The 11,095-nt window shown below is 64.6% G+C and carries 12 protein-coding genes and 4 tRNA genes; 11 read left to right on the top strand and 5 right to left on the bottom strand.

Going from position 1 to position 11,095, the window contains the following annotated elements:
* Positions 1–2: 2 nt before the first annotated feature.
* Together K0O64_RS12205 and K0O64_RS12200 are read left to right on the top strand one after the other, a co-directional pair.
* The gene (locus K0O64_RS12205) at positions 3–1,208 is read left to right on the top strand and encodes a thiolase family protein (protein WP_071949911.1); all 1,206 of its coding nucleotides are present in this window, start codon (positions 3–5) and stop codon (positions 1,206–1,208) included.
* A gap of 2 nt (positions 1,209–1,210) precedes the next feature.
* Entirely contained in the window at positions 1,211–1,621 is a 411-nt protein-coding gene (locus K0O64_RS12200; protein ID WP_071945561.1) for a Zn-ribbon domain-containing OB-fold protein, read from the top strand.
* Positions 1,622–1,624: 3 nt separating this feature from the next.
* On the opposite strand, the gene K0O64_RS12195 is transcribed toward K0O64_RS12200, so the two are convergent.
* The 3 genes from K0O64_RS12195 to K0O64_RS12185 form a co-directional block, all read right to left on the bottom strand.
* The gene (locus tag K0O64_RS12195) at positions 1,625–2,095 is read right to left on the bottom strand and encodes an ATP-binding protein (protein ID WP_071945563.1); all 471 of its coding nucleotides are present in this window, start codon (positions 2,093–2,095) and stop codon (positions 1,625–1,627) included.
* A 30-nt stretch (positions 2,096–2,125) separates the two neighbouring features.
* Entirely contained in the window at positions 2,126–2,515 is a 390-nt protein-coding gene (locus K0O64_RS12190; protein ID WP_083542646.1) for an STAS domain-containing protein, read from the bottom strand.
* A gap of 157 nt (positions 2,516–2,672) precedes the next feature.
* Positions 2,673–3,965 carry a PP2C family protein-serine/threonine phosphatase gene (locus K0O64_RS12185; RefSeq protein ID WP_096311249.1) on the bottom strand — a complete coding sequence of 431 codons (1,293 nt, stop codon included), beginning with the start codon at positions 3,963–3,965 and terminating at the stop codon, positions 2,673–2,675.
* Positions 3,966–4,106: 141 nt separating this feature from the next.
* Between K0O64_RS12185 and K0O64_RS12180 the strand changes: the two genes are divergently transcribed.
* The 4 genes from K0O64_RS12180 to K0O64_RS12165 all read left to right on the top strand — a co-directional run bounded on the left by K0O64_RS12180 (position 4,107) and on the right by K0O64_RS12165 (position 7,340).
* Positions 4,107–5,462: a cytochrome P450 gene (locus tag K0O64_RS12180; protein ID WP_096311248.1), complete on the top strand. Its 1,356-nt coding sequence runs from the start codon at positions 4,107–4,109 to the stop codon at positions 5,460–5,462.
* Between the two features lie 115 nt (positions 5,463–5,577).
* Complete coding sequence (locus tag K0O64_RS12175; protein WP_372507923.1) at positions 5,578–5,853, top strand: hypothetical protein; 276 nt, start codon at positions 5,578–5,580, stop codon at positions 5,851–5,853.
* Between the two features lie 166 nt (positions 5,854–6,019).
* Positions 6,020–6,439 (top strand): DUF6319 family protein, encoded by a 420-nt coding sequence (locus K0O64_RS12170; RefSeq protein WP_174714181.1) that lies wholly within the window; start codon positions 6,020–6,022, stop codon positions 6,437–6,439.
* A gap of 109 nt (positions 6,440–6,548) precedes the next feature.
* Positions 6,549–7,340 (top strand): RsiV family protein, encoded by a 792-nt coding sequence (locus tag K0O64_RS12165; protein WP_071949914.1) that lies wholly within the window; start codon positions 6,549–6,551, stop codon positions 7,338–7,340.
* A 15-nt stretch (positions 7,341–7,355) separates the two neighbouring features.
* Here K0O64_RS12165 and K0O64_RS12160 read toward each other — a convergent pair whose 3' ends face one another.
* Positions 7,356–8,234 (bottom strand): SigB/SigF/SigG family RNA polymerase sigma factor, encoded by an 879-nt coding sequence (locus tag K0O64_RS12160; RefSeq protein WP_275085023.1) that lies wholly within the window; start codon positions 8,232–8,234, stop codon positions 7,356–7,358.
* A 536-nt stretch (positions 8,235–8,770) separates the two neighbouring features.
* A tRNA-Val gene (locus K0O64_RS12155) sits at positions 8,771–8,845 on the bottom strand.
* A 173-nt stretch (positions 8,846–9,018) separates the two neighbouring features.
* On the opposite strand from K0O64_RS12155, the gene K0O64_RS12150 reads away from it, so the two are divergent.
* The 5 genes from K0O64_RS12150 to K0O64_RS12130 all read left to right on the top strand — a co-directional run bounded on the left by K0O64_RS12150 (position 9,019) and on the right by K0O64_RS12130 (position 10,977).
* Positions 9,019–9,091 (top strand) — tRNA-Gly (locus K0O64_RS12150).
* 30 nt (positions 9,092–9,121) lie between these two features.
* A tRNA-Cys gene (locus K0O64_RS12145) sits at positions 9,122–9,195 on the top strand.
* Positions 9,196–9,208: 13 nt separating this feature from the next.
* A tRNA-Val gene (locus K0O64_RS12140) sits at positions 9,209–9,283 on the top strand.
* Positions 9,284–9,396: 113 nt separating this feature from the next.
* Entirely contained in the window at positions 9,397–9,906 is a 510-nt protein-coding gene (locus K0O64_RS12135; RefSeq protein ID WP_096311247.1) for a hypothetical protein, read from the top strand.
* Between the two features lie 213 nt (positions 9,907–10,119).
* Positions 10,120–10,977 (top strand): PIN domain-containing protein, encoded by an 858-nt coding sequence (locus tag K0O64_RS12130; RefSeq protein WP_096312821.1) that lies wholly within the window; start codon positions 10,120–10,122, stop codon positions 10,975–10,977.
* Positions 10,978–11,095 lie beyond the last annotated feature (118 nt).

The following is an 11,095-nucleotide window of genomic DNA, read 5'->3' as shown; positions in this document are numbered from 1 at the left end:
GTATGGGCTTGCGCGGAGAGGCCGCGATCGTCGGCTACACCGAACTCCCCTCCACCAAGCGACCGACCGGCCCGCTGGAGTTCACCCTCGAGCAGTGGGCGCGACTGGCGGCAGCCGCTTTGGACGACGCGGGGTTGTCGGCGTCCGATGTGGACGGCATCTGCACCACGCATCTGCAGGAGTCGCAGATCTTCGTGCCGTCCACCGTCATCGAATACCTGGGCATCAAAGCCAATTTCGCGGAGATGGTCGACCTGGGCGGAGCCAGCGCCGTGGCGATGGTGTGGCGCGCCGCGGCGGCCATCGAGCTGGGGCTGTGCAACGCGGTGCTGTGCGTGATCCCCGCGACCCCGCTGACCCCCGTGAGCGCGCAGAAACCACTGGATGTCAGCGAGCTGATGTACTTCGGGGCGTCGAGCAACCGATACGGTTCGCCGCAGGCCGAATTCGAGATCCCCTACGGCAATCTCGGCCAGAACGGCCCCTACGGCCAGGTGGCGACGCTCTACGGCGCCACCTACGGCTACGACGAGCGGACGATGGCCAAGATCAGCGCCGACCAGCGGGTCAACGCCAATCACACGCCGGGGGCGATCTTCCAGAACGCACCGATCACCGTCGACGATGTGATCAACAGCCCCGTCATCGCCGCACCGCTGCACATGCTGGAGATCGTGATGCCGGTGATGGGTGGCGCGGCTGTGCTGGTGACCAATGTCGACCTGGCCCGCCGCAGCGCCAACCGGCCGGTGTGGATCAAGGGATTCGGCGAGCGGGTGCCCTACAAGACGCCCACCTACGCCCAGGATCTCCTGCAGACGCCGATGATCAAGGCTGCGGCGTCGGCGTTCTCGATGGCCGGGCTGACACCGGCCGACATGGACATGGTGTCGATCTACGACTGCTACACGATCACCGTGCTGCTCAGCTTGGAGGACGCCGGGTTCTGCCAGAAGGGCAAGGGCCTGCAGTTCGTCGCCGAGCACGATCTGACGTTCCGCGGCGATTTCCCGATGAACACCGCCGGCGGGCAACTGGGTTACGGGCAGGCCGGCACGGCCGGCGGAATGCACCACATCTGTGATGCCACCCGCCAGATCATGGGCCGCTCAGGCGCCACCCAGGTCAAGGACTGCCACCGCGCATTCGTCTCCGGTAATGGCGGCATCTTGAGCGAACAGACCACCCTCGTCTTGGAAGGCGACTAGCCATGGGCGATTTCGACAGGCCGATGCCGATCCCAACGCCGACCACCCAACCGTTCTGGGACGCACTGGCCGAACACAAGATCCGGATCCAGTACTCACCGTCAACCCAGCGGTACGTGTTCTATCCCCGGGTGCTCGCACCGGGCACATTGGCCGACGATCTGCAGTGGCGGGAGATCTCCGGCGCCGCGTCGCTGTACACCTTCACCGTGGCCTACCGGCCGGTCGCACCGCACTTTGCCGACAATCTGCCCCAGCTACTGGCGGTCGTGCAATGGGATGAGGGACCGCGGTTCTCCACCGAGATCGTCAACGCCGAACCGGCGGACCTCGAAGTGGGGATGCGCCTGGCGCCGGTGTTTTTCGACTATCCCGATGCCGGCGTCACGATGCTGCGCTACGAGCCGGCCTGAAAGCTATCCGACTTTGGCGTCGTCCGCGGCGTCCTGGACGGCGTGAAACTGCTCGAAGCGCAGGCACACCGTGGTGCCCAGCGCCGAGGAGTCGATGGTGACCTGATCAGCGAGGGCGCGCATCAACGGGATGCCGCGGCCGCGCGACCTACTCTGTGTGGCGGGCGTGGACTCGCGCCAGTGACCCTGATCGGCGATCGTGACCGTCAGGTTGTCGCCGTCGCGGACGGCTTCCACGTCGATGGTGCCGACCCCGCCTTTGAGCAGGTAGGCAAACTCGGCCGTATTGGCCAGGGCCTCGTTGACCGCTAGCACTACGTCGCTGAAACGAACTCGGTCGATATCACCGCAGGCCCGCAGCCAGGTCGCGAACTCGTCACGAACCCTGGCTGCGTTGTGCGCGTCAGCGACGACATCGTTGCGTATGAAGCGGTCACCGTCGGCTGAGGGGCTTGAGTAACTCGGTGTCGTCATGGCAAATCTCTTATACCCAACTTCCGAGAATTACTCACCAAGTGCGGCGCGCGCCTCATCGAGTGTCGCGTAGAGGCCGATGATGTCGGCCAATCCGACCAACTTGAGCGGCCGGCTTGTCGCAGGCCCACTGGCCACGACGCCGAAGCCGATCTCCGCCGCCGCCTTGTCACGGGCAGCGACCAGAACGCCCATTCCGGCCGAAGCCAGGAAGTCGACCTCGGACAGGTCGACGATGATGGCGCCCGGGTTCTTCGTCAGCGAGGTGGCGATGCTGGCCTCCAGCTGAGGCGAGGTCAGCATGTCGACCACGCCCGTTGCAGATATGACGACAGTTCGCCCGAACCACTCCTCGTTGATGACGCAGCCGGTATTCGCCGCTGTCGTTGTGCCGGTGGTGGCAGTGGCTTGTTCGTCCAAGATTCACCTCACTACGCGCGCCGGACGGCGCGCTCGCAATCACATCATGCCTGCGAGGCTTCCGTCTGAACCTGGCAAGAACTTACTAGCTCTTTGCGCCGAGCTGCTTGCGGCGCGTTGTCTACGCCCAAAATTCTACCGGGCCGACCTTCCCAGGCTAACGCACCGCGCCAGCGGATGCGTCAACGACAGTGAGCGCCAGGAACGCCACATCGTCGTCGGGACGCAGTACAGCGACCAGTTCGGCCAGTTCTGCCACCAGCTGGGTGGCGGGCATTCCGACCCGCTCGGCCAGGAAAAGCCGCAGCGCCGGTTCACCGAACGTGGTGTGCCCGTCGGGCCGGGCTTCCACGATCCCGTCGGTGTAGAGCAGCAGGGTCTGACCGGGGCTCAGCAACGTCTCGCACGCCTCGAATGTGGCGTCTGCGACTGCGCCGATCAACATGCCGCCCGACGAGCGAACCGGTCGGATGGCCCCGCTGTCGCGATCCAGCAGCAGAGCCGGCAGGTGTCCCCCGGTCGCCAGGGTGATTCGGAAGCCGTCTGCTTCGGGCCGCAGCTTGCCCGACAAGACGGTGCAGAACCGTCGTTCTTCGGCATCGGCGATCAACGCGGCATTGAGCTCGTCGAGGCCGTCGGTGGGGTCGTCATAGTGCTGTGCGGCGGCCCGCAGCGTGTGCCGGACCAGCGCGGTGACGGCCGCCGCGCCGGCGCCGTGTCCCTCGACGTCGCCGAGAAAGAAAGCCCACTCGTTGCGTGCCACGCCGAAGACGTCGTAGAAGTCGCCGCCCACCCCTCCGGAGGCGGCCGGGTGGTAGTGGGCGGCCATCGACAAGCCGGGAATCGCCGGCAGCGCCGACGGCAACAGGGCGCGCTGCAGCACGGCGGCGTACTCCTGCGCGGTGTCGCGTAGCTCGCGTTCGGCACGCACGGTCGTCAGGGCCGAGAGCCGCTGCTCGAGTGCGGTCATGACCATCGCGGCGAGATCCTCCAGCACGGTCAGCTGGTCGTCGGTGACGTCGCCCGGTTCGGTGTCGAGCACACTGACGGTGCCCAGCTGATGGCCGTCGGCCGTCGTGATCGGCGCCGCCGCGTAGAACCGGATACCGAATCTGCCTGTGACACTCGGATTTCGGGACGCGTACGGATCTGCGGCAGCATCCCGCACCACGTAGGTGCGGTGGTCACGGATGGCCACATTGCACAGCCCGGCGTCGCGCGGGATCTCGGTGACGCCCTCGACGCCGTACATGGCCTTGAAGAAGATGCGGTCCTCGTCGACGAAAGTGATCGAGGCGATGGGCTTGTCCAGGGAGCGGGCAGCCACGCGGGCGATGCGGTCGAACGCCGGGTCGGGTTCGGTGTCGAGGATCGCGTACCGGTGCAGGGCCCGCACTCGTTCGGCTTCGACCGCTTCGTCGCTGCGGGTGGAGAAATCAGTGGTCACCATGGGCTTTCCGCCGTCCGGCTAGTTGATGTTTCAACCCTACCCTCCGCGCCGAAACCCACAAACCGCCGAGAAACTGCGGGTAAACCGCTGCAATTCGTCGATCTCAGCAGTCTCGAGCGGTCACCTTCCTATACTGGACTCATGTCTAATAAGCCGTCGCCGACGCTGCCGCCGGGACCCTCGCTTCCGCCTTCGATACAGGCCGCGTTGATGCTGCGCTATTGGCCGCCTTTCGTGTCGGCCTGCCGTCGGCGCTACGGCAAGACGTTCACGCTGCGAATCGCCCAGATGGGCACGCTGGTGTACCTGGACGACCCGGCCGACATCAAGCAGGTTTTCGCCGGCGACCCCGCGATTTACCATGCGGGCGAAGCGAATTCGATGCTATCGGGGCTCCTCGGTCCGGCGTCGGTGCTGGTGGTCGACGATGAGGTCCACCGAGACCGACGGCGGCTGATGCTGGAGCCGTTCCACCGCGACGCCGTCGCACGACAAACCGAGGTGATGGCCGAGATCGCGGCGACCAATATCGCGAGCTGGCCGGTCGGCAAGCCCTTCTCGGTGGCACCGAAGATGTCTCAGATCACCCTGGAGGTGATCATGCGCCTGGTCATTGGTGCGAGCGATCCGGCGAGGCTGGCCGCGTTGCGCGAGGTGCTGCCGAGGCTGTTGAACCTGTCGGCCTTCGAGTTGCTCGCCATCGGGTCGCCCGGCCTGCAGACGAAGCTGCCGTGGCGCGGGGTGCGCCGCCGCATCGACGAGGCCGACCGTCTGCTGTATGCCGAAATCGCGGAGCGTCGCGCGGATCCCGACCTGGCGTCGCGCACCGACGCCTTGGCCATGCTGGTGCGCGCGGCCGATCAGGACGGGCGCACGATGAGCGACTCCGAGTTGCGCGACCAGTTGATGACGCTGCTGGTCGCCGGCCACGACACCACGGCGACGGGTTTGTCGTGGGCACTGGAGCGGCTGACGCGCCATCCCGCGGTGCTGGCCAAGGCGGTACGCGCTGCGGACGCGGGCGACGACGAATACCTGGACGCGGTGGCCAAGGAGACCCTACGCAATCGGCCCGTGGTATTCGATGTCGGCCGAATCTTGAAGCAGCCCGTGGAAATTGGCGGGTATCACCTACCGGCCGGGGTCATGGTGGCGCCTGGCGTGGGCCTGGTGCATTCCGATGAGCGCGTCTATCCCGACGCGGACCGTTTCGACCCGGACCGGATGATCGGCGCCACCTTGAGCCCGACGACGTGGCTGCCGTTCGGCGGCGGGGCGCGCCGCTGCCTGGGAGCGACGTTCGCGATGGCCGAGATGCGGGTGGTACTGCGCGAGGTGCTGCGCCGGGTCGAGCTGGAGACGACAACGGCGCGCGGTGAAAACCAACGGGTCAAACACGTGATCCTCGAGCCCAAACGGGGCGCACGGATCACGGTGTCGCGATTGCGGACTCCAAGCCCGACCACGGATGTACGGATGACCGGCCACACGATCTGAGCGGCTTCACCACACGCCGCCACCCAGGCGAAACCGCCGCCGAGTTTCGAAATCGTCGATTCTGTGAATTATCTGCGTGCCGTTTCCCAACCGAAAGAGGTTCCCAGTGAAGCGAATCGTGCATTCCGTGCTTGCGGCGTCGGCGGTGGGCGTCGTCCTGAGTGGCTGTTCAGCCTCGGAAATCGTCAACACCGGTGGCGACACCAAGTGCAAGGACTTCCTGACTCAGGACGAGAAGAAGCAGAACGACGAAGTCAGCAAGATGCTCAAGGACAAGAGCGGGCAGGATCCGTCGAACCTGGAGATCACCGCCACAAAGACTTCGGTCACGCTCTACTGCCAGACAATGGGCAAGGAAGACACCAAGATTTCAGAGGCGCCGCACGGCTGAGCAAGTCGTCGCCACCGTCGAACATCCTCGGAGACAACGTAATTCGCGGTTGAATCAGTTGGATACTGATTCCGACACGCGCATTGCTGCGCTTGGCCGGACATCGAACGTATGTTCTACTGGACGCCATCACCAGCCGCTGTCCAGGAGGAGATTCGACGTGACCATGACTGTAGACACCTACGCGCCGTCCACCGACGCCCAAACGCCGGACGTGGCGCCTCGCCCGATCGCAGCGACGACACCTGAATCCCCGGCGCCGTCGCCCTCGGGATCTTCCGAGCCCGCCAAGGCGCCGGCTAAGAAGGCAGGCAAGAAGACCAAGACGATCGAGCTCACGCTCACGGTGACGGGTACCGCCGACGGTGAGTGGCGTGCTGATCTCAAGCGCGGCACGGTCTTCGTGGCTCGTAACCTTGCGGTTGCCGCGGCCGCGGTGTCCCGGGCGGCCAAGGAACTGCATGAGGATCTGGCCACTCCGATCGACGAGGTCATCGAAGAGGCGCGTTCGGAGCAGGCCGCCAAGGTCGCCGCGCTCGAAGCCGAACTGGAAGCTGCCCGCAAGGCGCTCGCCGATCTGGACTGAGGACCTCGACTACGCTGTGTAGCGCCGATGCCGTCGGGGCGCTTTGCTGGCGTGGCACACGATGATCGTTGGTCGCGGCGCACGCCGCGTGTGCTTGGAGGTTTTTCCCATGCGTTCTCTCAGCGTGGCAGTAGTTGCCGCGGTTGCCGCCATATCCGTCTCTCCCGGGCTGGCGGCCGCGGCGCCGAAGGATTACTGCGCCGATCTGAAAGGCGGCAACACCGGCAGTACGTGCGAGATCCAGCTCTCCGACCCTGCGTACAGCGTCGACATCAGCATTCCGCTGGATTACCCCGACCAGAAGTCGGTCGCCGACTACATCTCCCAGACGCGTGACGCGTTCATCAACACCGCCAAGGCCGGCGGGTCGCCGTCGTCGTTGACGATCAAGCCGGCGGAGTACAGCTCGGCGGTTCCGCCTCGCGGCACGCAGGCCGTGGTGTTCACCGTGACCCAGAAGGTCGGCGGTGCGAGTTCTCAGACCACGTACAAGGCGTTCAACTGGGATCAGACCTACCGCAAGGCGATCATCTACACGGCCGCGCCGGACGACAAACAGAACACGCCGTTGTGGCGCGTGGACGATCCGTTGAAGACCGTGGCGCCGATCATCCAGTCCGAGCTGCAGCAGCAGCTCGCACCCCCGCCGCCGGTCGCGCCCCCCACACCGCCCGGGCAGCCGGCGTCGACCACACCGACGACCACCACCACGCCGCCGCCTCCCCCGCCGCCGTTGGCGTTCGCGCCGGGAGCGCTGTACAACCCCGCCAACTACCAGAACTTCGCGGTGGTCAACGACGGCGTGATCTTCTTCTTCGACCAGGGCGTGTTGTTGCCCGCCTCGGCCGGGGCGTTGCACGTGCTGGTGCCGCGGTCTGCGATCGACCCGATGATCGCCTAAGGCAGCATCACCGATTCACGACGCGAGTGCGGCGGCACCCACCGTCTTCGGCGGTCTCGCCATTGCTCGCGGTGCCCGCCGCGCGGGGTGCGCCACTGCAGGCCGGACCGGTCGCGAGTCCGCCTCCGGCCCAGCCTGGCTGCGCAGCATCGCCAAGGTGCGGTTCAGCAGCCGGGACACATGCATCTGAGAAATGCCGAGGTGCTGGGCGATCTGCGTTTGAGTCTTGTCGCCGAAGAACCTCATCATCAACACGGTTTGCTCGCGCTCAGGCAGCGCCTCGATGAGCGGGCGCACCGTCTCCACGTCGACCACCTTCGCCAACCCGGCGTCCAGACATCCCAGCGAGCTCGACAGCGTCGCACCGTCCCCGTCCCCGCCGGCGGGTGCGTCCGTCGACAGCGTGGAGTAGTTGCTGCCGGCGATGAGGGCGTCAACCACCGTTTCACGATCGATGCCCAGGTGCTCGGCAAGTTCGGACGGCGTCGGCGCCCGGCCGCTGCGTTGCGATAGCTCCGCGCGGGCTTGAATCAGTTGGCCCTGAAGTTCTTTCAGTCGACGCGGAACCTTCAACGCCCAGCCGCGGTCACGGAAGTGCCGGCGAACTTCACCCATGATGGTGGGGACGGCGAACGGTAGGAACTCGGTGCCTTTGTCGGGATCGAAGCGGTTGACGGCATTGACCAAGCCGACAGAAGCGGCCTGGAAGAGGTCGTCGTATTCCTCACCCCGGCCCCGGAAGCGCCGTGCCACATGCTTGGCCACAGGAAGCATCCGCTCGATGATCTCTTCGCGCTGACGGAAAAATTCATCACTACCGTCAGCTAAGTCCTGCAGACGCCGGAACATGCCATCCACATCGGCGTACTCATTGCGCGTTTCAACGCTGGACATCGGGTTACCTCGATCCGCCCCGCTTGCTCATTTCGCCGCGGCTCGAATCTGAACCCGGATGTCTTGTACCCCAACAGTGCACAACGCAAACACGTTCGAACCGCCGCGACACTCGGCGGCGGTGCGCGAAGGCAATTGGCGTGAGCATTCTCGGCGACCCGACTGGTGCTGAATGCGTTCGGGCACAAGCCTTTTGAATCGCCTACGTCGTCGGCGGCGGAACCTCTCGGGTGGTGCAGGTTTATCGAGCCCTGTTAGTGGACATGATGGCGGGGTGGTACCGGAGAAACCTCCGACGGTGAAACAAGCTCAGCTGAAAGCCGCAGACAGCATGGATGAGTCCGCGCTCAGTCAAGATCGGCTCGCGGATTCATGCGAACGACTCGCAGCGACCAGTCCGAATAAGGACTACCACCTCGAGCGCGCCCGACGGCACCGACGCATGGCCGAAGACGACCGCCAGTTGGCAGGGGAACTGCGGCGGATCGCGGACCAACCCTGACGCGGTCAGATGGGCCCCTACGACAGCGATGATGTGGTGGTCCCGGCTGGTATCGAACCAGCGACCTTCCGCGTGTGAGGCGGACGCTCTCCCACTGAGCTACGAGACCGGGGGTGGCGCACACCAGGAGGTGTCGAATTCGCCGACCAGGAACACTAGCACGGCAAGGCCATCCGCCTGGAATGCGCTCGTCGCGACACGTGAACAGTGGGGATTTGTGTGGCTTCGCTTGCGTCGACTATTGTCGTGCTTCGCAGCGAGCGACGATCTCGTTCGAGGCGTGCGGATGTAGCGCAGTTGGTAGCGCATCACCTTGCCAAGGTGAGGGTCGCGGGTTCGAATCCCGTCATCCGCTCGAAGGTGCAAGTGCGGCATCAGACCCAACGGTGGAGTGGCCGAGTGGTGAGGCAACGGCCTGCAAAGCCGTGCACACGGGTTCGATTCCCGTCTCCACCTCCAAGAGATTTGTCCCGCGCGATTAGCTCAGCGGGAGAGCGCTTCCCTGACACGGAAGAGGTCACTGGTTCAATCCCAGTATCGCGCACCAGTAATTATGCAGGTCAGAGCCTATTTCTAGCTTTTCTGACTGACTCTGTGCCAAATACATGCCAGATTGTCACGGCGGCCTCGGTGTCAGACCCATCGAGGAGAGTGCACGGCATGACTACTTCAACCACATCGCCCGACAACACCGTCCAGAGCTGGCGCGACCTCGCCGACCAGCTCACGCCTGAGCAGATTGCCTACGTCGAACACTGGGAAGCTCATCCCGAGATCCCGCCACGCGCCGATGGCTTACCCGTTGATCCCGAGCACCATCGCAGCTCCCTGATATTCACGGCAACGGAATTCGCGTGGCGAAACGCCGCCGCGGTGCGCTACGCGCACATCGCACCACCTCCCGGCGCCACGTTTGTCGGCGACTGGGCTGGCGACTTGTGGGATTCGGGCGATCCCGCCACGCGAATCTTCGAGGGCACCAAGCGCACCTGTGGACATATGGATGTCAGGATCGGCGGGTGGCAGGACAGCAACGGCCACACCGACTGGCAGATCACAGTCGACTCGAACGAGAAGTTCAACGATGGACAGATGACCAGCGCGGTGGCGCGCCAGGTCGCTGCCGCAATCGTTGAAGCCGCCGACGAGCTCGACCGACTCAGCGCTTGACCAACTGGCACCGACCCCGGCTGCCCCACGGAACATGGGTGGCCGGGGTCGCTCTCGTTGTCTATGTCTGTCGTGGCGGCCCCCACCGGCCCCTGCCAAGCTGGGCAAGTAACCTCGCCTAGCTGGCGTCGTCGAACGGCATATTTTCTAGGGGTCAGAAGGCGGAGGGGATCCTGGGTGGGCGAAGATGCAAAGGTGGGGGCCACTGAGCGGATGACATACGTCGAGCGGCTACTGGCCGAACTCGATGTCATCGAGCGCGCATACGTCGATATCCTCAATGCGAGCAGCATCAAGAACATCGACCCCAACCGCAGCGGCAGCGGGATCATCTTTATTGGCGCTGCAAAGTGGGGCTGGGAGTCGAGCGACAACGATCTCGAATCTGCCCGCATGGCACTGCTCCGTCAGATCCGGGACTGGCAGCCCCGCTTCCGGCTCCTCTTTCCACACCCCACACCCAAGGTGACTAACCGGCTCGACAAGAGCTTCGACCGGCTGGAGAACTGGCTCACTCGCAGTGGCAAGAGCCGCTCCGTCCCAGCAACTATCGCCGAAGCGCTTCAGACGATCAAAAACCACATCCAATCGCTACGCGCCCTGGTGGAGTTGCTGCCAGCCGATGAACATCTTGTCCGGCTCGTCGTAGACACCAACGCACTCATCGACAACCCCGACCTCGCTGCCTACACCGGCGAACTCGGAGACAGGTACGTCGTCCACCTAATCCCAGTCGTGCTACGGGAGATCGACGACCTGAAGCGTGCGGGGCGAAACGAAGCTGTGCGCGAAGGCGCCAAGCGCGCGGAAAGGCGACTCAAGGGCCTTCGCACCAACGGCGACATGCGTATTGGGGTCCGCGTACAGGGCGACGTAACAGCGAAGTTCGAACACATCGAACCTCGCTCAGATGCCCTGCCAGACTGGCTTGACCTAACCGTCCCAGACGATCGCCTCGTCGCCTCAGCGTTGTTGCTGCAGTCGCAACACCCGGCATCCGCGATGCACGTCGGCACCAGTGACATCAATCTGCAGACGAAACTCAGCGCCGTCGGGTTGCCCTTTGTATAGCCGCCGGCCATGTAACGGAAGTGGTTTCGCTTGACACGATCGGTTAGGCCGTCGTCGGGATGGATATCAGTCGAAACACGTTGGGATGATCACCACGTGTGAGCCGGGTGCGGAACCA

The sequence above is a fragment of the Mycolicibacterium pallens genome (assembly GCF_019456675.1).
GTDB classification, from domain to species: domain Bacteria; phylum Actinomycetota; class Actinomycetes; order Mycobacteriales; family Mycobacteriaceae; genus Mycobacterium; species Mycobacterium crocinum.
Note: the sequence above shows the minus strand (reverse complement) of the source record. Positions and strands in the feature narration are given on the sequence as shown.

What these genes read in the sequence shown, in the direction of transcription:
- K0O64_RS12165 (WP_071949914.1), top strand. Translation starts at nt 6,549, where the DNA reads ATGCGTTCTCTCAGCGTGGCAGTAGTTGCCGCGGTTGCCGCCATATCC.
- K0O64_RS12205 (WP_071949911.1), top strand. Translation starts at nt 3, where the DNA reads ATGGGCTTGCGCGGAGAGGCCGCGATCGTCGGCTACACCGAACTCCCC.
- K0O64_RS12195 (WP_071945563.1), bottom strand. Translation starts at nt 2,095, where the DNA reads ATGACGACACCGAGTTACTCAAGCCCCTCAGCCGACGGTGACCGCTTC.
- K0O64_RS12170 (WP_174714181.1), top strand. Translation starts at nt 6,020, where the DNA reads ATGACTGTAGACACCTACGCGCCGTCCACCGACGCCCAAACGCCGGAC.
- K0O64_RS12130 (WP_096312821.1), top strand. Translation starts at nt 10,120, where the DNA reads ATGACATACGTCGAGCGGCTACTGGCCGAACTCGATGTCATCGAGCGC.
- K0O64_RS12180 (WP_096311248.1), top strand. Translation starts at nt 4,107, where the DNA reads ATGTCTAATAAGCCGTCGCCGACGCTGCCGCCGGGACCCTCGCTTCCG.
- K0O64_RS12185 (WP_096311249.1), bottom strand. Translation starts at nt 3,965, where the DNA reads ATGGTGACCACTGATTTCTCCACCCGCAGCGACGAAGCGGTCGAAGCC.
- K0O64_RS12200 (WP_071945561.1), top strand. Translation starts at nt 1,211, where the DNA reads ATGGGCGATTTCGACAGGCCGATGCCGATCCCAACGCCGACCACCCAA.
- K0O64_RS12160 (WP_275085023.1), bottom strand. Translation starts at nt 8,234, where the DNA reads ATGTCCAGCGTTGAAACGCGCAATGAGTACGCCGATGTGGATGGCATG.
- K0O64_RS12135 (WP_096311247.1), top strand. Translation starts at nt 9,397, where the DNA reads ATGACTACTTCAACCACATCGCCCGACAACACCGTCCAGAGCTGGCGC.